The organism is Spongiactinospora rosea, assembly GCF_003315795.1.
In the GTDB taxonomy this organism is placed as follows: domain Bacteria; phylum Actinomycetota; class Actinomycetes; order Streptosporangiales; family Streptosporangiaceae; genus Spongiactinospora; species Spongiactinospora rosea.
This window is the reverse complement of sequence record NZ_QMEY01000007.1, coordinates 222023-242842: the sequence shown is the minus strand read 5'-3', so window position 1 is coordinate 242842 and position 20820 is coordinate 222023. Positions and strand designations below refer to the sequence as shown.

Genomic DNA, 20820 nt, shown 5'->3' with positions numbered 1-20820 from the left:
CCCCCATGGAACTCATAGGGGGAGATACTAGAAACCGATTGGCCCGCCTGGATGGTCCAATCGGCGACCAGAATCGAGGACCATTTGGCGGATCTCCACCTCTCCGTGGACCGTACGGCGGGCGGCGTGACCGCGCAGATCGCCGGTGAGCTGCGCGCCGCCGTACGCCAGGGCAGGCTGGCCCCCGGCGCGCGCCTGCCCGCCAGCCGCGACCTGGCCAGAGACCTCGGCGTCTCCAGGGGCGTCGTGGTCGAGGCGTACGAACGGCTGGTCGCCGAGGGCTTCCTGATCTCCCGCGTGGGCGCGGGCACCCGCGTCGCGCCCGCCGCCGTGGCCCGCGGCCCCGCCCAGGACACCATGCCCCCGCACGCCTACCACGGGGTGCGCGCCACCACCCCCGACCTGACGGAGTTCCCGCGCGAACGCTGGCTGGCCGCCCTGCGCCACGCCCTGTCCACGATGACCAGCGACGCCTTCGACTACTCCGACCCCGGCGGGGTGCCGCCGCTGCGCCGCGAACTGGCCGCCTACCTGGGACGGGTCCGCGCCGCCGACATCGCGCCCACGGACCTGATCGTGGTCGGCGGGGTCGCCCAGGGCCTGGCCATCACGATCCGGCTGCTGGCGGGGGAGTCGCCCGGGTCCCGCGTACGGCTGGCCGTGGAGGACCCGACCGCCGCCCGTCAGGTCCCGCTGCTGACCTCGTCGGGCGCAGACCTGGTGCACGTCCCGGTGGACGACGAGGGCATCGACGTCGAGGCCCTGGCCCGTACACGGGCACGAGCCGTACTGGTGACCCCCGCCCACCAGTACCCCACCGGAGTGGTGCTCTCGCCCGGACGCCGGGCCGAGCTGATGGCCTGGGCCGCCGAGACCGGCGCGCTGGTCCTGGAGGACGACTACGACGCGGAGTTCCGCTTCGACCGCGACCCCGTCGGCTGCCTCCAGGGCCTGGACCCGGGCCGGGTGGCGCTGTGCGGTTCGGTGAGCAAACCGCTGGCGCCCGGCCTGCGGCTGGGCTGGGTCGTGGCCCCGCGCGGCTTCAGCGAGCGGGTCAGGCAGGCCCGCGCCGACCTGGACCTCGGCTCGCCGGTGATCGAGCAGTACGCCCTGGCGCACCTGCTGGCGAGCGGCGAGTACGACCGTCACCTGCGGCGGATGCGCCGGGAGTACCGCAGGCGCAGGGACGCGTTCGTGGCGGCGGTCGCCGCCCACCTGCCGGAGTTCCGGGTGCGGGGGGTGGCGGCGGGCCTGCACGTCTACGTCGAGTTGCCGGACGGGATCGCCGAGGTGCGCGTCGCGGACGCGGCCCGCGACGCGGGGATCATCGCCGAGCCCGTCGCCCCGATGCGGGGGCGGCCCGGCGGCGTCGGGGCCGTCGTGGCCGGCTTCGCCCGCCTGCCGCCGCACCGCGCCGACCCCGCCGTACGCGCCCTGGCCGCCGCGCTCTGACCTCCGGCGCGAACGGGTTTCCGCGCGCCGGAAACGGGGAGAGGAAGGGATCGGGCACAATCGAGGACGCGTCGTGCGTGCCCGGATGTACGGGCCGCGTCACGGAGGTGAACCGATGAAGACCGCGGGGGCTCCCATCGCGTGGGGCGTCAGCGCGATGCCCGGCTGGGGGTACCAGCTCGACCGCGCCCGGGTGCTCGCCGAGATGCGCGATCTCGGGTTCGCCGCCACCGAGCTGGGCCCGCCCGGCTACCTGCCGCCCTCGCCCGCGCGCCGCGCCGCGCTGCTCGCCGAGTACGGCCTGCGCGGTCTGGGTGGATTCACCCCTCTTGTGCTGCACGATCCCGCGTTCGACCCGGTGCCCGACGTACGTGCGACGCTGCGCGGATACCGCGACGGCGACGTCGAGATCGCCATCTTCGCCGCCGTCGCCAACGGCCCCGACTACGACCTGCGCCCCCAGCTCGACTCGACCGGCTGGAAGACCCTCCTGACCAACCTCGGCAAGATCGTCGAGGAGGGCGAGCGGTTCGGCCGCACGGCGGTGCTCCACCCGCACGCGGGAACCGCCATCGCGAACGCCGACGAGGTGACCCGCCTCCTCGACGAATCCGACATACCGCTCTGCCTGGACACCGGCCACCTGCTGCTCGGCGGCACCGACCCGGCGGCGCTCGTCCGCGCGGCCCCGGAGCGGATCGCGCACGTCCACCTCAAGGACGTGGACGCCGAGCTGGCCGCCCAGCTCAGAGCGGGCAACCTGACCTACACCGAAGCCGTGCGCGCCGGCCTCTTCCGGCCCTTGGGCGAGGGCGAGCTGGACACCGCCGCCGTCGTGGCCGCCCTCTCCGGCACCGGATACGACGGCTGGTACGTCGTGGCCCCCGACACGGCCCTCACCCGCGAGCCCCCGCCCGGCGAGGGGCCCATGACCGCCGTCCGCGCCTCCCTCGACCACCTGGCGGGCCTCACCTGAAGCCAAGGCGGCTCACTGCTGGGGGGTCTGGCTGCGGTCGATGAGTTCCAGTACCGCCTCCCGGATCTCGCGCATCACCTCGATCGTCTCGGCGCCGGCCGCGGCGATGGCCGGTCCCTCCGGCGCGGCGGGCGGGTCGAGCAACTGGGCCAGGGTGTCGGCGAGGACCGCGTCGGGGTCGGCCGGACCGGGCGGGGCGGCGTCGGGGTCGGCGATGGCGGTGAGAAATCCGGTGGTCACGGCGTGCACCATGTAGGTCAGGTCCAGCAGCGGGCGGTCCTGGCGGATCAGCCGGTGCCGGTGCAGGATCGGCATGCCCGCCTGGCACATGGCGCTGGGCGTGGTGCGGTCGAGGAGTTCGCCGTAGCCGTCCTGCTGCGTGAACAGCCGCAGCAGGTCGGCCTCGCTGCGGTACAGGCGGCGGGCCAGCGGGAGCCTCAGCCCCGTGCGGATCAGCAGCGGCCCGAAGCGGCGCGGCAGTACGGCGGCCGGGTCGGCGACCACGCTGGCGATGGCGTCGTCCAGGAAGGTCAGCAGGTCGCGCGCGAACAACCCGAGGATCAGGTCTTCCTTGGTGGGCCAGTACAGGTAGACGGTGCCCTTGCCGACCCCGGCCACCCGGGCGATCTCGGTGACGGTGACCTTGCGCACGCCATGGTCGAGCACCAGTTCGCGCGTGCTGTCCAGGATGCGGGCGGCTTTTCGCGACTGGTGCTCGATCAGTGGGGTCACCTGGGCTCTTCCTCTGCTTTCGCGGCCGGGTGCGTGCACGGCCGAGTACATGCACGGCCGAGTGCGTGCGCGACCGAGTGTTCGCGCGGCCGAGTACTTTCGCGGTCGAGCCGGAGTCACACGGCGGCTACGTCGAACTCCTTGTTCCTCATGTCTATTATCTTGGTCACGACCGGCCGGGTGGCCGGGTTGCGCATGAGGTTGATCATCAGCTTGCGGGTGAACTGCTCCCTGCGGTCGTGCGGCGTGAACAACGTGCGCATGGCCAGTACGCCGCTCTGCTCCTTGTGAATGAACGGCCGCATCCGGTTCTCCCACGCCCGCAGTGCGCCCGGAATGTCCGCGGAGTGCCGCCGCAGCAGGGTGCCCAGCGCTTCGCCCCCGGCGATGGCGCTGGAGGCGCCCATGCCCGAGTACAGGGTCAGGCACCAGGCGGCGTCGCCGACCAGGACGACCCGCCCGCGGTGCCAGCGCGGCATCTTGACCTGGTTCACCGAGTCGAACAGGTGCTCCGGGGCATTGTCGAACGCCGTGAACAGCTTCTCCAGCAGGGGGCCCGGCCGCTGCGGGCCGAACGCGGCACGGATGGACTCGATCGCCGGCCGGCCGAACTCGGCGTCGATGTCGTTGGTGCGATAGGAGAACAGCAGGCCGGGTCCGTGGTCGCGGAACGCGAACGCCCACACCGAACGTCCCGGCTCTGCCAGGACCAGGCCGTCGTTCAGGCCGAAGCCCTCGATCGGCCCGTCCGCCACGGTCGCGCCGATCATGTAGTTCAGCGGGTGCAGGTACTTCTGCGGCCCGAAGACCAGCTCCCGCACGGTCGAACGCATCCCGTCCGCGCCCACCACCAGGTCGAACCGCTCGGTGACGGTGCCGCCGGAGACGGTGTTGCGCAGGGTGACCTCGGCGCCGGATTCGTCCTGGGTGATCTGGGTGGGCATGGTGGCGTACCGGATCTCCACATCGTCCGGCAACGCGGAGAACAGCGCCTGCTCGATGTCGCCGCGCATCAGCACCTTGGGCCTGCCGGGCAGGCCCGCCGGGCTCAGGCCGGGGGTACGCCGCCCGGCCCGGTCCACCTCGTAGGAGGCGAGCGCCGGGCTGCTGCGGTCGCCGATCCCCTCCAGCACGTCCAGCCGCCGGGCCGAGGTGATCCCGGTACCGAAGAGCATGACGAAGTACCCGCTTGAGCGGCGTTGCGGGGAACGTTCGATCACCACCGGCTCCCAGCCGATCCGCCGTAGTCGCAGCGCGGTGGCGAGGCCCGCGATCCCGAGCCCGACGACCAGCGCACGACCGCGCCCGCTTGTGTCCGCCATGACGCTTCCCTTCATCGACGTCTGTTTAGACGAACTGACCATATCGGTCACTTTGGTCAGCCGCCGACGCGGGTACGCGTAAAACGGCCGGGCCTGCCGCGCGTGCTGGTCGGCGGCACGCCCGGCAGGCCCGGCATATCGGGTTATGGGTTGTCGTAGCCGATCCAGTTGATGTGCCAGCCGTACTGCTGCGCGTGCGCGGGCGTCAGCCCCGCCCCGTCACGCCACTGCACGTAGACCCGGAAGCCGGTGGCGGTGGGGGAGTAGATCGCGCTGGGCCCCACCAGACCCCACTGGGTGCCCGTGCCGCCCACCGAGCTGACGTAGATCGGGGCGCCGGTGAAGCGGCCGGAGGTGGTGTCCACGTCGATGTAGATGCCGTTGGCCCCATAGGGCTGCCAGCCTTGCCCGGGTGCGGTACTGCCTGCGGCGATACGTGCGGTCGGCATAGCGGTCCTCTCGGATCGGAAACGACTTCGCTCACGAAGAGTGTCCGTACCATCGCCGCCTGTGTCGATACGTTAAATCCTGCCCCAGGGGCCACCTAAGCCAGGCGAAGCGGTAAGAGGGTCACTGCGATGCGGCGGCCGGCTTGATGGCGTAGTCGCGCAGGCCGTGTTCGAGCAGGGCGAAGGCATGGGTGCCCGCCCGATGCACGTCCGTGGCGATCATGCGCGGGTCCTCCAGCGAGGCCGCCCGGCGGCGGACCTCGCCGATGAGCGTGCGATGCACGCCGATCAGGGCGTTGGCCGCGACGCGCGGGCCGATGTCGTCCTCGTCCGCGCCGACCTCCTCGGCCAGCAGCCCGGCCAGGTCCTCGGTGTACCCGGCGATCACCTGCTGCTCGCGGGCCCGGAGGGTGGGACTCTCGGTGATCACCCGGTTGATCGTGCGCAGCCGGTCGAGCGCCTGGGCGTCGCCCCCCTCGATCCGGCCGAGCAGCCCGCCGACGCCGTTGAGCAGGAAGCGGCGGCAGGCGACGAGCGCGGATTCGCCGGGCTCGCGCTCGCGCACGGCCGCGATCAGGCGGTCGCCGAAGTCCTCAAGGCCGGAGAAGAACAAGCCCTCCTTGGTGGGGAAGTACTTGAACACGGTGGCTTCGGAGACCATCGCCGCGCGGGCGATCTCGGCCACCTTCACCTGCTCGAAGCCCCGGTCGGCGAACATCCGCCAGGCCGTCTCGGCCAGCAGCCGCCGCGTCTGCTCCTTCTTGAACTCCCGAAGTCCCATGCCCAATAGAGTAGCAAAGAAGGTAGAGTTACCCTATATTCAGAGTCACCCTACAAATTCTGAGGAGTGTGTGATGACCGCAGCCACCGACGTACTCGACCTCGTCCACCGCTGGGCCGCCGCCGAAGAGGCCAACGACCCCGTCGCGCTCGACGCCCTGCTCGCCGACGACTTCGTGGGCGTGGGGCCGCTGGGCTTCGTCCTGGGCCGCGACCAGTGGCTCGGCCGATTCGGACACGGGCTGGTCAACCGGTCCTTCGTGATCGAAGACCCGAAGGTGCACGAGTACGGCACCGCCGCCTATGTCGTCGGCGTGGACGTCCAGGAGACCACCGCCAAGGGCCGGGACGTCTCCGACCGCTTCCGCGTCTCCATCGCCGCCGTCTGCCCTGACGACCGCTGGCTCATCGCGGGCGTCCACCTCGGCCCGCTCAAGCCCCCCGCCGGCCACACGTCGGGCTGGTGAGGAGCGTCATGCGAGTCAGCATCAACGTCACCAACTACTCATGGCCGGGCGGCCCGGCGCGCATCCGCGAGGAACTGATCCGGCTCGCCGAGGCCGCCGACGAGAGCGGCATCGACACCCTGTGGGTCTCCGACCACCTGATCCAGGCCGACCCGAACGCCGGTCCCGATGAGACCGACATGCTGGAGGCGTACACCGTCCTCGGCTTCGCCGCCGCCCGCACCGAGCGGGTGAGGCTCGGCACGATGGTCACCGGCGTCACCTACCGCCCGGCCACCCTGCTGGTCAAGGCGGTGACCACGCTCGACGTACTGTCCGGCGGCCGCGCCTGGCTGGGCATCGGCACCGGCTACCACCAGCGCGAGGCCGACGCGATGGGCCTTCCCCTGCCCCCGCTCGCCGAACGCTACGAACGCCTGGACGAGACCCTGCGCATCGCCCTGCGCATGTGGTCCGGCGACGATTCCCCCTTCGAGGGCACCCACCACCACCTGACCGGCCCCTCCACCGACCCCCGCCCCCTCGCCCCTTCGGGCCGCCCCAAAATCCTCATCGGCGGCACCGGCGAACGCAAAACCCTCCGCCTCGTCGCCCAGTACGCCGACGCGTGCAACCTCTTCGACGTCCCGGACGGCGGCAAGACCATCCGCCACAAACTCGAAGTCCTCGCCCGCCACTGCGACGAACTCGGCCGCCCCTACCACGAAATCGAGAAAACCCTCTCCACCCGCCTCGCCTCCGGCGAATCCCCCGACTCCTTCACCCACCGCTGCACCGAGGCCGCCACCCTCGGCATCGACCACATCACCGTCATCACCCCGGGCCCCTGGACCCCGGCCCACCTCACCACCATTTCCACCGCCCTGAAGTCCCTCTGACTTGAGCGCCCCCCGGTGGTCAGAAAGTGGGCACCGGACGGACTGGTGAGTGATCATCGGCAGGCGGCAGCCGGCTCGGCCTCGTGCCGGTAAAGCCCGAAGTGCAACGGGTGCGGTGGGCGAGGCCGCTGAGGTCACTCGAATTCGTTCTGGCGTGCCCGCTGGCACGCCATCTTTCAGGGGCACTTCATGACAGGACGGTTATTGGCCGTGTCCGGCCCGCGGAAGACCCCGGCCAGGCAGGCCGGCGTTGAGCGCGGCAACTCAACCGCAGCGCGGTCGAACGGCATCCGGGGCCCTCCCGGCACAACGTGGGCAAAAAGTGAATACAAAACGGCATAGTGCATGGTCAATGAGATGGTGAACACTCGCGTCGGGTGATCGACCCACGAGGTCGTGTACGGGTCCCGCCAGAAAGGCCGGGATCAACGGCCCGATCAGAAGTTCGCACCTGTTCACCCGATCACCGTCAGCGTTCCGACTCGCGTCCCCACTCGGCTCGCCCGTGCCGTCATTTGATGGACGACCGGCGAGTACGTCTCCTGTAGCGGTCGCCGACAGGGGGGTGAACCGGTACGCCCTGGCCGGGCGAGGCTCCGCCCCGTGCCATTGACACATGATCTGTGCTGAAGGGAACGTCGTGAACCATCGTCCATCCCCCTTACCACCCCGTAGCGGGCGGGCCCGGCAAGCGACCCGGCTCATCGCGATCGTGGTCTCCGTCGCGTTGATGCTGACCGGTGTCGCCGTACCCGGGCACGCGCAGGCGAGACCCTCGCTGAACCCGTGCGAGGCACCGGCCGGCGCCACCGCACTGCCGGCGGGTGTCCTGCCGCCGGTGACCGGGCAGAAATCCGCGATACGCCTGGTCTGCGCGGCCGATGCCCCGGCCGACCTGGCCGCCCTGACGACGGCCGACGACGATGTGGTGGTGACCTTCGAGGTGGCCGGGGCCAACAGGGCCCATCTGGAGGAGGAGGCCGCCAAGATCCGCCGGGCGCAGGAGAATGGTCAGTCACTGGGCGACTACATCATTTCCAGCGTCGAGTCGCACAAGCTGGGCGTCTATCACCCCTCAACGGCGGGGTTCGGGTTCAACGGGTCCGTCAGGGTGATCGACAACGGGCTCGCGCTGGTGATACCGGCCGACCAGGTCGGCACGGACGCCAACTGGTGGCAAAAGCTCGCCGCCTTCTGGGTGGCATTCGCCGCAGGCGTCTTGATGGCGTCGTTGTGCCTGCTCACGTTCGGGGCGACGGTCCCGCCGGCCGCCGGGCCGATCTGCGGGGCCTTCGGCGGGTTCACCAAGGGCCTCACCAGCGAACTGATGTTCGCCTACTTCGACAACAGGCAATTCGACAAGGACGTCTGGACCGAGGCGTTCGCCGTGGCGCTCTCCTACGCCGTCGAAGGGGCCCTGCTGGGGAGTCTGCTGGGCTGGGTGGAGGTGTACGGGAGCACCCTGCTGACGCGGATCGCTGATGCGGTGCGAGCGACCGGGGGATGGATCGGCAAGTCGTTCGTGGAGGCGCTGATCTACGTGGGCGTGGGCGTCGTGGCCGTCGGCGTGCGAGTCGCCCGCAAGCTCAAGGACCTGCTTGAGGGCGTGGGCGCGCGTGATGAATTGCGGAAGCGGGATCTCAAGATCATGCCGCTGGGCGACTCCATCACCTACGGCATCGGCAGCTCGACCCAGTCCAGCTACCGGGCCGACCTGTGGCGGAAACTGAACGAGGAAACCGCCGCCGAGACGAAGGCCAAGGTGGCGGCGGCGCAGCGGGTGGACTTCGTCGGCTCCCAGCAGTCCGGGCAACTACCCGACCGCGACAACGAGGGCCATTCCGGCGCGATGATCGGCCAGATCGCACAGTGGGCCGACGACGCGGTCCCCGCGTGGCGGCCCAACCTCGTGCTGGTGCACGCCGGGACCAACGACATGGACCGCGGCGACGCCGGCGCGGCACCGGCCGCGCTGGGCTCGCTAATCGATGAGGTCCTGAAGGACGCGCCCAAGGCGGCGGTGGTCGTGGCCACCCTCGTGCCCTCCAAGACCCCGGCCGTCAACGCCAGGATCACCACGTTCAACGGGCGCGTCCGCGACCTGGTCGCCGAGCGGGCGCGGGCGGGCAGGCACGTCGTGCTGGCCGACATGTCCGCGGTCACGCCCGCTGACCTGGTCGATTCGCTGCACCCGAACGACAACGGGTATCGCAAGATGGCCGACGCCTTCTACGACGGCCTGCTGGAGGTCGCCGAGAACGGCTGGATATCCGATGTCGAGAAGGTGACGTGCGATGACACCCGGGGCCGGTGGATCGCGCGCGGGCAGATCGCCTCCGGCACCCGCGAGGCCAAGGACGAGTTCGTCACGTTCGCCGACATGGACGGCGACAAGCGGGACGACTACCTCAAGGTGGACATGAAGACCGGGGCCGTGCAGGCGTGGCTCAACCGCGACCAGGACGGCAAGCCCGGCTGGCATCCCCGCGGGCAGATCGCCTCCGGCACCTCTCCGGGCCAGGATGAGTTCATCCGATTCGCCGACATCGACGGCGACGGCCGCGATGACTACCTGCTGGTCAACAGCGACAATGGGTCGGTGAAGGCGTGGCTGAACAAGGGCGGCGACGTCGATGGCCGGCCGGGCTGGGAACCGCGCGGGCAGATCGCCTCTGGTACGCCGGGCAAGGGGCGGCTGGTGTTCGCCGATGTCGATGGCGACAAGCGGGCCGACTACCTGCGGGTGGACATAGACACGGGGGCCGTGCACGCCTGGCTCAACAAGGGCGGGGATGCGGGCGGTGCGCCCGGCTGGGTCGATCGGGGGCAGATCGCCGCCGGCGGGGTACTCGAGGACGGGGACTACGTCGAGTTCGCCGATGTGGACGACGACGCCAAGGCGGATTACCTGACGGTCAACGGCGAGACCGGGGCGGTCAAGGCGTGGCTGAACAAGGGCGGCGACGCCGATGGCGAGCCGGGCTGGCAGCCGCGCGGGCAGATCGCCTCCGGGATCGAGAAGGGCGAGGGCCAGGAGCGGGCGTTCGCCGACCTCGACGGCGACGGGCGTGATGACTACCTGGTCTATGGCCTCAAGGGCGGCCGAGCTCAGGCGTTCCTCAACCGGGGCGGCGACTCCGGCGGCGAGCCCGGCTGGAAGTCGCTCGGACAGATCGTTGACCGCCTCGACGAGGAGTACGTCACCTTCGCCGACATCGACGGCGACAAGCGCGATGACTATCTGAAGGTCGATCAGGCGACCGGGGCCGTGCAGGCGTGGCTGAACCGGGGCGGCGACGCCGATGGCAAGCCCGGCTGGCACCACCGTGGGCAGATCGCCTCCGGCACCTCTAGAGGTGAGGAGGAGTACATCCGTTTCGCCGACATCGATGGTGACGGCCGCGATGACTACCTGGTGGTCACCAACGGCAACGGGTCGGTGAAGGCGTGGCTGAACCGCGGCGGCGACGCCGATGGCAAGCCGGGCTGGGAGCCGCGCGGGCAGATCGCCTCGGGTACGCCGGGCAGCGGCATGCCGGTGTTCGCCGACGTCAACGGCGACAAGCGGGACGACTACCTGCGGGTGGACCAGCAGACCGGTGCCGTGCACGCCTGGATCAACTCCGGCGGCGACCAGGACGGCAAGCCCGGGTGGATCGATCGCGGGCAGATCGCCGCAGGTGTAGGACACGGGGATCTGGAGTCGATCGAACTCGCCAATGTGGACTGCGACGCCCGGGCCGACTACCTGGTGGCCAATGTGAGGACCAAGGCCGTGCGGGCGTGGCTGAACCGTGGCGGCGACCAGGACGGTAAGCCGGGCTGGGTCGAGCGCGGGCAGATCGCCTCGGGTGTCGATGTCGGCGAGGGCAAGCTGCTGACGTTCGCCGACATGGACGGCGACGGGCGGGATGACTACCTGGTGCTCGATTTCGACAAGGGCAGCGTCCAAGCCTGGATCAACAAGGGCGGCGACCCTGCCTGACGGCCATCTGACCGATGACACATGCCGGGGCGGCGCTGTCAAGGCCGCTCCGGCATGCCGGGGCAGGGCGGCGCGCCCTGCTTGGTGGCGTCGTCAGGATGCCAGCTCTTCGTGCAGGTAGGCGTGGAATTCGCGGACGTGGATGGTGGTGGCGTGGGGGTGGAGGGTGGTGGCGAAGTGGGTGAGGCGGTCGCGGAGGCGGGTGGAGGAGAGGGTTTTGGTGGCGGGTACGGCGGTGCGGGCGGAGTCGATGGCGTGGTCGAGTTCGCCCATGCCGAGGTAGGCTTCGGCGGCGCTGATCCGGGTGAGCTGGGCGGAGCGGGATCGGGCCTGGTCGTAGGCGGGGAGGATGCCTTCCAGGAGTTCGGCGGCCTTGCGATGCCGGCCGATCAGTGACCAGCAGACGGCGGCGTCGGCGACCGGCTCGGTGGGGAGGTACCAGGCCACCCAGTGTGGGTCACGGTTGGTGGTGCCCTGGGCGTAGGTGTCTTCGGCCGCGTGCAGCAGGTGGGCTACCTCGGCGCTGGTGTGCGAGTCACGCGTGTCGGACCGGGCGGCGCACAGGGCCGTGGCCCAGGCTTCGCGGTTCAGCAGGAGCGCGATCACGCGGGGTGGGGCCTCGGCGGATCTCGCCGTCGCGAGGGCGGCGCGGGCCAGGCGACTGGCCCATTCCGGTCGGCCGACATAGATGGCCTGGTGGGTCATCGCGGTCAGCAGCCAGGCGGCGGTCAGCGTGTCGCCGCCGATCTTGGCGAACTTAAGCGCCTGGCCGTAGTAGTGCTGGGCCTGTCCCTGGTGGCCGAGATCGAAGGCGGTCCATCCGGCGAGCTGGGTCATCGCGGCTGCGGCGGTCATCAGGCGGGCGCCCACCCGGGCGTCGTACCGGCCGCGTAGAAGTGGGGCCACGGTGGTGTGCAGATAGTCGATGATCGCCGGTCGTACCAGGCCCGCGCCGAACTGATGGTCCATCAGGTTGAACGCCCGCCAGGCTTCCATGATCCGATCGGCGTCGGAGACGCCCACCGCCGGGCCGCCGCCCTCGTGCGCGGCCACGGTGACCGTACGGCCGTAGGCCCACTCCGACAGCCAGCCGCCGAGCGCCGCAGGGACGAACGGCAGCGCCGCCAGGGTGTGGCGCCGCTCGGCATCCATGTCGCACCTCCACAGACGCGCGGACGCCACCACCGTACGTTCCACCGATAGGTCGGAGAAGTCGGGAATTGGGCATATCTCCGTTTCGACCGCATCGCTCGGGAAGCCGTCGTCACCGTCGAGCCAGCGTTCGATCTGGGCCGGTGGTACGTCGAAGACCTGGGCCATCCGCGCCCGGTACACCGGCCGCACCCCCTGAATCCCGCGCTCCCAGCGGCTCCACGTGGTCATCGACACCCACAACGCCTCGGCCGCCTCCTCCTGCGTCATCCCCAGCCGCCGCCGAGCCCGCCGCAACTCCACCCGCTCGCCCACCGCAGACCCCTTCGCTTCAAGTCATCGATCGATCACTCATTGTCAACGAGTGCGGGGATGGCCGGGCGTGACGACCAGAAAACGCCTACCGCCGTCGGGGTGACCGCTGACGGCGTGGATTCCTTCTGCCGTTCACGCGGCGCGCGGCGGTTTTCTGCTGCGGCCGGGACTACATACGGTCACAGGGAGAACACGCATGAGCCAGTACCTCCACGTCACCCCGCTGCCCCCCACCGGAGCGGCGGTCGGCCGGGCGCGTGCCGTACTGCGGGAGGTCCTGCTGGAGGCGACTCCAGGCGACCTCTACGACGCCGAACTGGCCCTGGCCGAGATCGCGGGCAACGCGGTGCGGCACGCCTGCCCGCCGTACGTGCTGCGCATGGTCATGGTCGGCGGCCATCCCGTGTGGTGCGAGGTCGTGGACGGTCGCCCGGCCGGGCTGGCGACGATCCTCGACGGGCTGAGCCCCGCCGACGCGCCCGGCTGTGACGAACTGTTCGCGGACGGCGGGCGGGGACTCCTGCTTGTACGGGAGCTCAGCGACGGCTGCTGTGGCGCCTATGCGCTCCGCTCCGGCCGGGCCAAGGCGGTGGGGTTCGCGCTGCCGGTGGCCGTCGGAGCGCACGGGCCGGTACGGCTGCCGCCCGGGCGGTTCGGGTGGCTCGCCCATTTCGCGGTCATGTCTTGAACCGGGCGTCACTTCGGGAGGCTGCGGCCCTCGAACTGGGTCATGCTGAGGGTGCCGGTCGTGCCGCGCAGGCCGAAGCCGTAGCGGTACTGCTGCCGGGCCTGCGGGGTGGCGAACAGGTCGGCGATGAAGGCGGTGTGGAGTCGTCGCCAGGTGCCCGCGTGCTCGACGTAGGACGTGACGCGGTCGCGGGTCAGCAGGACGGCGAGGCGGTCGCCAGGGGACAGGCCGAGCGGGATCTGATCGGGCGCGGAGCGCAACTCGCCGCCCACCCGCAGGTCGAATCCTGTGGTCTTGCGGGTGTTGTTGTACCAGGCGGTGATGTAGTCGTCGTGGTCCTTCACCCAGCCGACGAAGACGCTGTCCTCGGGCTGGCCGGTGCTCGCGAACGTGCCGATGGTCAGCACGCTGACGGCCTGGTCGGAGGGCAGGCGTGCGGGGCCTGCCAGCAGGCTGAAGTACGGCTGGGTGCTGCTTCCGCTGAACCGGCCCGCGCCGACGTTTATCTGCGGGCGGACCTCTTTGGGGTACGGCTGGTGCGCGGTGTACCGGGCGGTGGTGTCGGCGGTGAAGGCGTCGTCGAGATCGACCTGGGAGAGTGCGGTGAGGTCGAGGGTCGCGTCCGGTTCGAGGCGGACGGCCTGGGCCCGGACGCCGAGCAGCGACGGCGCGATGAGCACGCCCGCCGCGACGAGCAGTACCGCCGCCACGGCCACGATCGCGATCTTCAGCGTACGGGAGTGACCTCGGGGCGGGGTGTCCGCCGCCCCGCCCGGCAGCCCGGTGGGCACGCCGTCCAGCGCCCCGGGTGTCGGCCCCGCCCCGCCGGGCGCGACGAGCGTACCGCCGCCCGGTTCCGCCACAGCCGCCGAGCCCGGAACCGAGCCCCCGGCTCCTGGGGCCGCCGACCCCGCCGACGTCCATGCGACGGCCGGATCCGACGGCCCCGAGATCCCTGGAGTCCCCGAGGCCCACGGCCCCGAGGACGCCGCCTCGTGAGGAGGCCCAGGCGTACCGGGCACTGCCGAGATTCCCGGAGCTGCCGAAGCCCACAGCCCCGAGGGGGCTGGTGTGTCGGGACCCGCCGAGACCCCTGGCCTTGAATTCGCCGGACTTGCCGGGCTCCGTGGATCAGAGGTGGGGGGCAGTGGGACTTCGGACTCTGGAGTCGCCGGGGTCCATGGGTCCGAGAGGTTTGGTGTGTTGGGGCCCGGTGGGGCCTCTGGTGCCGAAGTCGATGGGCTTGCTGGATTCCATGGGCGTGAGGCCGGTGGTTCTGCCGAGGTCGGCGGCGTGTGGGGGGCTGCGGGGGGCTGGGGACCGGAGGCCGCCGCCAGGGCGGGGGCGCTTGCCGCGTGGGAGATGGCCGGGACTGAGGACTCCGGAGACGCGGGGCTCATTGGAGCGGCCGGAGTTGCCGAGGGCTGTGATCCGGAGAGGCGTGACTCCGCCGATCTCCCCGGGGTGTCCCGGTTCGCCGGGGCCCATGGGGCGGGGGTGGCCGCTGGTGAGTTGGGGATCGACGAGATTTCGGGCGCTGAAGCCGCCGGATTCCACGGTCCGGCGGGAGCGCCGGGGGTGCTCCATGGCTCCGCGGGCCCGGAATCGCCCGGGGGCGGTGGGAGGGGGAGGGCGGGGTTGTCGTGGCTGGTCAGGGATTGGAGGAGTTGGGTGGCGGTGGGGCGGGCCGCGGGGTCTTTGGCCAGGCAGGCGGCGACCAGGGGGAGCAGGCGGTCGGGGACGCCGGTGAGGTGGGCCTCGTCGTACGCGATGGCGTGCAGTACGGCGGGCACGCCCGCCCCCGGGAAGGCGGGGCGCCCCGTGGCCGCGTAGACCATGGTGCCCGCCCAGGAGAACAGGTCGGAGGCCGGGGAGACGGGGGAGCCGGTCAGTTGTTCGGGGGACATGAACGACGGCGTGCCCATCAGGCCCCTGGTGCTGGTGGTGTGGCCGGAGGCGCGGGCGATGCCGAAGTCGATGACCACCGGACCCTCGGGGCCGAGGATTACGTTGCCCGGCTTGAAGTCGCGGTGCAGCACCCCGGCCGCGTGGATCGACGCGAGCGCGGTGAGGGTGGCCACCGCCAGGCGTTCGAGGCCGCTGCCGGTGCGCGGGCCCTCGGTCTTGACGAACCGCTCCAGCGACGGCCCCGGGACGTATTCGCTCACGATGTACGGCCGGCCGCCGACCAGGCCGGTGCCGATGACCTTGGCGGTGCAGAAGGTCGCGACGCTCGCCGCGACCTCCGCCTCGCGCCGGAACCGCCGCCGGGTCTCGTCGTCGCCCGCGAGCCAGGAATTGAGGACCTTGATCGCCACCTGGCCCCCGGCGGCGGACTCGCCCAGGTAGACCGTGCCCTGACCGCCCTCTCCCAGCCGAGCCGAGATCCGGTATTCGCCGATCTCCGGGAACTCGGGCGCGCGGTGGTCGCTCACGGCGTCACTCCGTGTGGTCGGCGGTCGTGGTGGCCCGTGCTCAGCGTAGACCCGCGCGGGGATCCGGCACGAAGACGGCACCATATTTCACGATGTCGGATATTAACTTGTTCCGGCTGCGGAACTTTCCGTCATTTCGCTTACAGGCCGGAATTTCGTTTAATTGCTCAATCGATGAGCCGGGCGCGCATCTTCCACAGCGCCAGGCACCACATCGCGGCGGCGAAGGCGGCCAGGACGCCGACGTGGAGTAGTGAGTCGAGGCCGAGCCTGCCGAAGACCGCGCCCCGGACCAGCTCGACGCAGTGGTAGAGCGGATTGAACTGCGCCAGCGTGGCCGCCCACCCCGGGAGCTGGGCGATCGGGAAGAACGTGCCCGCGACCAGGAACATCGGGGTCAGCGCGCCGGTGATGATGTAGTCGAAGGTGTTGATCGACGGCACGATCGCCGAGACCCACATGCCGAACAGCGCGAACGCCAGCCCGGTCAGGAAGCCGATCAGCGGCACCAGCAGCATCCCCCAGCTCGGGTCGAGGCCGAAGGCCATGCCGACCAGCATGGGCGCGCAGCCGTAGACCCCGGCCTTGGCGGCCAGCCAGGACGCCTCGGCCGTGACCAGCTCGTGGACGTCTACCGGGGCGGCCAGCATCGCGTCGTAGGTGTGCTGGTAGCTGCGCCGGATGAAGGTGTTGAACATGCCGCCGAACGCGCCGATGAACAGCACGGCGGTGGAGACCACGCCGGTGGCGACGAAGTCGCGGTAGGCGTAGCCGTACATGGTGCCGATGATGGAGCCGAAGCCGTAGCCGAACGCCAGCAGGTAGATCGTCGGCTCGACCATCGCGGCGAACGACGTGGACGGCCAGTAGCGCCGGTAGAGGGCCAGCTCCCTGCGCCACACCGCGCGGACCGGGGCCCACTCGAACAGGCCAAGGCGACCACGGGCGGATGGGGTCGTGCTCATTCGACGGACTCCCCGGTGAGGACCACGAAGACGTCTTCGAGGTTGGCCGGACGTTTGATGCTGGGCGCGCCCAGCCGGTCGGAGACGGCCGCGGGCAGCCGCTCGGCCTGGAGGACCGACACCGAAGGCCCGGTACGCCGGGTCGGGAAGCCCGCCTCGTGGGCGATCTCCTCAAGCCCGGCCAGCCGCTCCGGCGGGCCGTAGTGCTCGTGGACCTCGGCCCCGGCGTGCTCGGCGATCAGCTTTTCGGGGGTGCCCCTGGCCACCACCCGGCCGTGCGACATCAGCGCGCACTCGTCGGCCAGCCGCTCGGCCTCCTCGATGTAGTGGGTGGACATCAGCGTGGTCACGCCCTCGTCGCGCAGCCGGGCCACCAGTGCCCACAGCTCCTGGCGCACCTGCGGGTCGAGCCCGACGGTGGGCTCGTCGAGCAGGACCAGGCGCGGCGTGTGGACCAGGCCGCGGGCGATCAGCAGGCGGCGGCGCATGCCGCCGGAGAGCTTGACCGTCTTGGTGTCGAGCCGGTCGGTGAGCTGGGCCAGCGCGACCGCGCGCCGCACGGCGGCCCGGCGCTCGGCCTTGGGCACCCGGTAGAGGTGGGCGAACACCTCCAGGTTTTCGCGGACGGTCAGCTCCTCGTCGAGGTTGTCCATCTGCGGGACCACGCCCATCAGCGCGCGGGCCTGCTTGGACATCTTCGGCAGGCTCAGCCCGAGCACGGTGATCTCGCCCTCGTCGGCCCTGGACTGGGCGGTGAGCAGGCGCATCGTGGTGGATTTGCCCGCGCCGTTAGGGCCGAGCAGACCGAGACAGATGCCGGTGGGGACGTCGAGATCGAGGTGGTCGACGGCGGTCACGTCGCCATAGCGCTTGACCGCGCCGACGATGCGGATGGCCGGAGCGGAATCGGTCGGTGGATCGGGCGCGAGCGGTGCGCGGAGGGTGCCCATGAAGCCAACTCTAGGGGTTTTCACCGACATTTTTTCAAACGCTTTTTCGGCAGTCGGGCGGCAGTCGGTGGAGAACACGATCTTTCAGCGACCTGGTACGCCAGCTTTTACGAAATTTCGTGACATAACTTTCCGTTACGGTGATCTAGCACCCCAACAGATGGTCAGCGGAGCCCGAGGAGTCTGCTACGGCCCTACCGAGGCGTGCGGGGCTTATTGTCGAAGCATGGAACAACGTCCGGGGGCATGGCTCCCTCGCCTGTCCGAGGTCGGAGAGCGGCTGGCCGAGGAGTGGCACGCCGTACGACGTGCGCGCGAAGGCGCGTCCGGCGCGCCGGGCGGCTCCACCCGGACGCCCGCCCCGCACGAGATGCGCGCCTCCGACGCCGACCGCGAGCGCATCGCCGAGGTCCTGCGCGAGGCGCTGAGCGACGGACGGCTCGGCATGGCCGAGTTCGAGGAACGGCTCGACGTCGTCTACAAGGCCCGCACGCTGGGCGACCTCGCGGGCATCACGGCCGACCTGCTGCCCGCCGACCAGCAACCGCTGAAGCTGGACGGCGGGCAGGTGGCGGCGATCTTCAAGAAGGAGAACCGCGAGGGCCGCTGGGTGGTGCCCGCCGAGCTACCGGTGACGGCGATGTTCGGCACCACCAAGCTCGACCTTCGCGACGCGATCATGCAGAGCCGCCGGGTGGTCATCAACGCCACGCTGGTGTTCGGCGGGCTGGAGATCCACGTCCCCGAGGGGGTCGAGGTGATCCGGGTGACCAAGGACAAGACGGTCACCTTGACCAAGAACCCGGCCGCCCCCGACGCCCCCGTCATCGAGGTCCGCACCCAGAACTTCCTGGGCGAGGTCAAGGTCAAGGAGCCCCCGCGCCGCCGCCGCGGACGCTGGTGACCAGTACGGGCCAGTAGAACCAGTACGAAAGGGCCTCAGCCCGCCGTGTCGAAGTTGATCGCGCTGTAGGCGCGCAGCTTCCACAGCCGGTGCTCGCTCTCGATCTTGCGTACCGTGCCCGAACGGCCGCGCATCACCAGCGAATGGGTGACCGCCGCGCCGCCCTGGTAGCGGACCCCGCCCATCAGCTCCCCCTCGGTGATCCCCGAGGCGGCGAAGAACACGTCGTCGGAACGCACCAGGTCATCGGTGGTGAGCACGGCGTCGAGGTCGTGGCCGGCGTCCAGGGCCCGGCGGCGTTCGGCGTCGTCCTTGGGCCACAGCTTGCCCTGGATCACCCCGCCCAGGCACTTGAGCGCGCAGGCCGCGATGATGCCCTCTGGAGTGCCGCCGATGCCCAGCATCAGGTCGATGCCGGTGCCCGGGCGGGCCGCCATGATGGCCCCGGCCACGTCGCCGTCGGTGATGAACTTGATCCGCGCCCCGGTCTCCCTGATCTCCTTGACGATCCGCTCGTGCCGCGGACGGTCCAGGATGACCACCGTGACGTCGGACGCGCTGGCGCCCTTCGCCCGCGCCACGGCGGCGATGTTGTCGGCCACCGGCGCGTTGATGTCCACCACGGACGCCGCCTCCGGCCCCGTGACCAGCTTTTCCATGTAGAAGACCGCCGAAGGGTCGTACATCGACCCGCGTTCGCTGACCGCGATCACCGAGATCGCGTTCGGCATGCCCAGCGCGGTCAGCCGGGTGCCGTCGATCGGGTCCACGGCCACGTCGCACTCCGGGCCACTGCCGACGCCCACCCGCTCGCCGTTGAACAGCATGGGCGCGTTGTCCTTCTCGCCCTCACCGATCACCACGACACCGTCCATCGACACGGTGTTGATGAGCTGGCGCATCGCGTTGACCGCGGCGCCGTCCGCGCCGTTCTTGTCCCCGCGCCCCACCCAGCGGGCCGCCGCCATGGCGGCCGCCTCGGTGACGCGGACCAGTTCCAAGGCGAGGTTGCGGTCGGGCGCGTGCTCGCCCGTGGCGAGTGCGGATGGTACGGGCGGTTGAGGTGTTTGTTCGGACATTCCGGCGAACCCTCCTGTGTTAGCACCATTCCCGGCAACTGCCTCGATCGTAGTTGGCTGCCTTCCGCCGCCCGGCGGAGGATAATGGCGCCACCATGAGCGACGACGACGAACGGCCGGTGACCGGCGTGACGGTACGCACCTCGGAAAGGGGCGCGGCGACGCGCGGCGCGATACTAGAAGCCGCCAGAGAACTGTTCATCGCCAGCGGCTTCGCCGAGGCCGCGGTCACCGAGGTCGTCGCGCGGGCGGGCGCGAGCGTCGGCAGCCTCTACCACCATTTCTCCGGCAAGGCCGACCTGTACCTCACGCTGTTCGAGGAGTTCCAGGCCCGGCAGACCCAGCGGACCAGACAGGCCGTCCAGAGCGCGCGGGCCGAGGGCGTGGACGACCCGATGCGGCTGTTCACCGCCGGGGCGAGCGCCTACCTGGCCGGGTGCTTAGCCGAGCGGGAGCTGTCGGCGCTGTTCCTGCGCGGCGACGGACCGCCCGGCTTCGACATGATCATGCGGGACCGGCTGCGCAAGTGGACCGAGCGCAACGCGGCGCTGTTCGAGCCGTACGAGCGGGCGTTGGTCGTCGTGCTCACCGGTGCGCTGGCGGTGGCCGTGTCGGAGGTCTCGCTGTCCGACGACGAGGACGCCTCGCGCCGCCTGTCGGACGAGGTCCTGGCCATCGTGGAGGCCATCCCCCGGCCATGACACCTCATGCGCGGGCCGGTCGGGAACGAGACCGGGCCCCGCAGCGGGTAATCTCGCCAACTGTGCAGCGCTTCGCCCAGGGATTCTACGGATACGCCTTCGCCGTCATCGTGTGTTTGGGGATGGTCGGCATCTTCCTGCTGATCACGCCGACCGGGCGGTCGGAGCACATTCCCCAGGTCGACTACAGGATCGACCTGTCCAACGCCCGGCGTACCGCGTCCTACCAGGTGTGGGCCCCCGCCGCCGCGCCGAAGGGGTGGATCCCCACCAGTTCGCGCATGGTCCCGAACAAGGGCACGGTGACCTGGCGGCTGGGCTTCGCCACCGCCGCGCGCGCGCACGCGATGCTGGCGCAGAGCGACGAGAAGCCGCTCGCGGAGTTCGCCGACCGGATGGCGGGGATCGCCAAGTCGGAGGGCACCCAGCGGATCGGCGAGGCCACCTGGGAGCGCCGCTTCCGGCCGGACAAGAAGCAGCGTTCGCTGGTGCGGGTGCTGCCGGAGGCGACCATCGTGGTGACCGGCACCGCCGACTGGCCCGAACTCACCACACTGGCCGCCAGCCTCAAGCCCCAGCCCGCCGCGTAA

18 protein-coding genes are annotated in these 20820 nt (G+C 70.7%); 9 read left to right on the top strand and 9 right to left on the bottom strand.

Going from position 1 to position 20820, the window contains the following annotated elements:
* Positions 1–84 precede the first annotated feature (84 nt).
* Entirely contained in the window at positions 85–1452 is a 1368-nt protein-coding gene (gene pdxR, locus DP939_RS19220; protein WP_113982096.1) for a MocR-like pyridoxine biosynthesis transcription factor PdxR, read from the top strand.
* Between the two features lie 115 nt (positions 1453–1567).
* The gene (locus tag DP939_RS19215) at positions 1568–2428 is read left to right on the top strand and encodes a TIM barrel protein (protein WP_113982095.1); all 861 of its coding nucleotides are present in this window, start codon (positions 1568–1570) and stop codon (positions 2426–2428) included.
* Between the two features lie 12 nt (positions 2429–2440).
* Here DP939_RS19215 and DP939_RS19210 read toward each other — a convergent pair whose 3' ends face one another.
* The 4 genes from DP939_RS19210 to DP939_RS19195 form a co-directional block, all read right to left on the bottom strand.
* On the bottom strand, positions 2441–3160 hold the full coding sequence (locus DP939_RS19210; protein WP_158578620.1) for a TetR/AcrR family transcriptional regulator: 720 nt from the start codon (positions 3158–3160) through the stop codon (positions 2441–2443).
* Positions 3161–3276: 116 nt separating this feature from the next.
* Complete coding sequence (locus DP939_RS19205) at positions 3277–4482, bottom strand: FAD-dependent monooxygenase (RefSeq protein ID WP_113982093.1); 1206 nt, start codon at positions 4480–4482, stop codon at positions 3277–3279.
* Between the two features lie 143 nt (positions 4483–4625).
* A complete protein-coding gene (locus tag DP939_RS19200) occupies positions 4626–4931 on the bottom strand; it encodes a hypothetical protein (RefSeq protein WP_113982092.1) in 306 nt (101 codons plus the stop codon).
* Positions 4932–5052: 121 nt separating this feature from the next.
* Positions 5053–5712, bottom strand: coding sequence for a TetR family transcriptional regulator (locus DP939_RS19195; protein WP_113982091.1), 660 nt, complete (start codon positions 5710–5712; stop codon positions 5053–5055).
* A 73-nt stretch (positions 5713–5785) separates the two neighbouring features.
* Here DP939_RS19195 and DP939_RS19190 point away from each other — a divergent pair, with 73 nt between their 5' ends.
* From DP939_RS19190 to DP939_RS19180, 3 genes are all read left to right on the top strand, one after another.
* Positions 5786–6178: a nuclear transport factor 2 family protein gene (locus tag DP939_RS19190; RefSeq protein ID WP_113982090.1), complete on the top strand. Its 393-nt coding sequence runs from the start codon at positions 5786–5788 to the stop codon at positions 6176–6178.
* 8 nt (positions 6179–6186) lie between these two features.
* The gene (locus DP939_RS19185; RefSeq protein ID WP_113982089.1) at positions 6187–7056 is read left to right on the top strand and encodes an LLM class F420-dependent oxidoreductase; all 870 of its coding nucleotides are present in this window, start codon (positions 6187–6189) and stop codon (positions 7054–7056) included.
* A gap of 712 nt (positions 7057–7768) precedes the next feature.
* The gene (locus tag DP939_RS19180; protein ID WP_147268045.1) at positions 7769–11041 is read left to right on the top strand and encodes an FG-GAP-like repeat-containing protein; all 3273 of its coding nucleotides are present in this window, start codon (positions 7769–7771) and stop codon (positions 11039–11041) included.
* A 93-nt stretch (positions 11042–11134) separates the two neighbouring features.
* Here the strand turns inward: DP939_RS19180 and DP939_RS19175 are convergent, their stop codons facing one another.
* Positions 11135–12508 (bottom strand): helix-turn-helix domain-containing protein, encoded by a 1374-nt coding sequence (locus DP939_RS19175; protein ID WP_147268044.1) that lies wholly within the window; start codon positions 12506–12508, stop codon positions 11135–11137.
* A gap of 196 nt (positions 12509–12704) precedes the next feature.
* Between DP939_RS19175 and DP939_RS19170 the strand changes: the two genes are divergently transcribed.
* Positions 12705–13196: an ATP-binding protein gene (locus DP939_RS19170; protein WP_113982086.1), complete on the top strand. Its 492-nt coding sequence runs from the start codon at positions 12705–12707 to the stop codon at positions 13194–13196.
* A gap of 8 nt (positions 13197–13204) precedes the next feature.
* Here DP939_RS19170 and DP939_RS48735 read toward each other — a convergent pair whose 3' ends face one another.
* The 3 genes from DP939_RS48735 to DP939_RS19155 all read right to left on the bottom strand — a co-directional run bounded on the left by DP939_RS48735 (position 13205) and on the right by DP939_RS19155 (position 17546).
* Positions 13205–15631: a serine/threonine-protein kinase gene (locus DP939_RS48735; protein ID WP_158578619.1), complete on the bottom strand. Its 2427-nt coding sequence runs from the start codon at positions 15629–15631 to the stop codon at positions 13205–13207.
* A gap of 167 nt (positions 15632–15798) precedes the next feature.
* Entirely contained in the window at positions 15799–16596 is a 798-nt protein-coding gene (locus DP939_RS19160) for an ABC transporter permease (protein WP_113982084.1), read from the bottom strand.
* Entirely contained in the window at positions 16593–17546 is a 954-nt protein-coding gene (locus tag DP939_RS19155; RefSeq protein WP_113982214.1) for an ABC transporter ATP-binding protein, read from the bottom strand. Before DP939_RS19155 ends, DP939_RS19160 begins: the two co-directional genes overlap by 4 nt.
* Positions 17547–17772: 226 nt before the next feature.
* Here DP939_RS19155 and DP939_RS19150 point away from each other — a divergent pair, with 226 nt between their 5' ends.
* Positions 17773–18450, top strand: coding sequence for a DUF1707 SHOCT-like domain-containing protein (locus tag DP939_RS19150; protein ID WP_158578618.1), 678 nt, complete (start codon positions 17773–17775; stop codon positions 18448–18450).
* Between the two features lie 35 nt (positions 18451–18485).
* On the opposite strand, the gene glpX is transcribed toward DP939_RS19150, so the two are convergent.
* Positions 18486–19529: a class II fructose-bisphosphatase gene (glpX, locus tag DP939_RS19145; protein WP_113982082.1), complete on the bottom strand. Its 1044-nt coding sequence runs from the start codon at positions 19527–19529 to the stop codon at positions 18486–18488.
* Between the two features lie 95 nt (positions 19530–19624).
* Here glpX and DP939_RS19140 point away from each other — a divergent pair, with 95 nt between their 5' ends.
* Together DP939_RS19140 and DP939_RS19135 are read left to right on the top strand one after the other, a co-directional pair.
* The gene (locus tag DP939_RS19140) at positions 19625–20230 is read left to right on the top strand and encodes a TetR/AcrR family transcriptional regulator (protein ID WP_113982081.1); all 606 of its coding nucleotides are present in this window, start codon (positions 19625–19627) and stop codon (positions 20228–20230) included.
* A 62-nt stretch (positions 20231–20292) separates the two neighbouring features.
* Positions 20293–20820 (top strand): DUF4245 domain-containing protein, encoded by a 528-nt coding sequence (locus DP939_RS19135; RefSeq protein ID WP_113982080.1) that lies wholly within the window; start codon positions 20293–20295, stop codon positions 20818–20820.

Coding starts and splice junctions, on each gene's coding strand:
- DP939_RS19205 (WP_113982093.1), bottom strand. CDS start 4,482: ATGGCGGACACAAGCGGGCGCGGTCGTGCGCTGGTCGTCGGGCTCGGG.
- DP939_RS19155 (WP_113982214.1), bottom strand. CDS start 17,546: ATGGGCACCCTCCGCGCACCGCTCGCGCCCGATCCACCGACCGATTCC.
- DP939_RS19160 (WP_113982084.1), bottom strand. CDS start 16,596: ATGAGCACGACCCCATCCGCCCGTGGTCGCCTTGGCCTGTTCGAGTGG.
- DP939_RS19215 (WP_113982095.1), top strand. CDS start 1,568: ATGAAGACCGCGGGGGCTCCCATCGCGTGGGGCGTCAGCGCGATGCCC.
- DP939_RS19150 (WP_158578618.1), top strand. CDS start 17,773: ATGGAACAACGTCCGGGGGCATGGCTCCCTCGCCTGTCCGAGGTCGGA.
- DP939_RS19195 (WP_113982091.1), bottom strand. CDS start 5,712: ATGGGACTTCGGGAGTTCAAGAAGGAGCAGACGCGGCGGCTGCTGGCC.
- glpX (WP_113982082.1), bottom strand. CDS start 19,529: ATGTCCGAACAAACACCTCAACCGCCCGTACCATCCGCACTCGCCACG.
- DP939_RS19200 (WP_113982092.1), bottom strand. CDS start 4,931: ATGCCGACCGCACGTATCGCCGCAGGCAGTACCGCACCCGGGCAAGGC.
- DP939_RS19170 (WP_113982086.1), top strand. CDS start 12,705: ATGAGCCAGTACCTCCACGTCACCCCGCTGCCCCCCACCGGAGCGGCG.
- DP939_RS19140 (WP_113982081.1), top strand. CDS start 19,625: ATGAGCGACGACGACGAACGGCCGGTGACCGGCGTGACGGTACGCACC.
- DP939_RS19185 (WP_113982089.1), top strand. CDS start 6,187: ATGCGAGTCAGCATCAACGTCACCAACTACTCATGGCCGGGCGGCCCG.
- DP939_RS19190 (WP_113982090.1), top strand. CDS start 5,786: ATGACCGCAGCCACCGACGTACTCGACCTCGTCCACCGCTGGGCCGCC.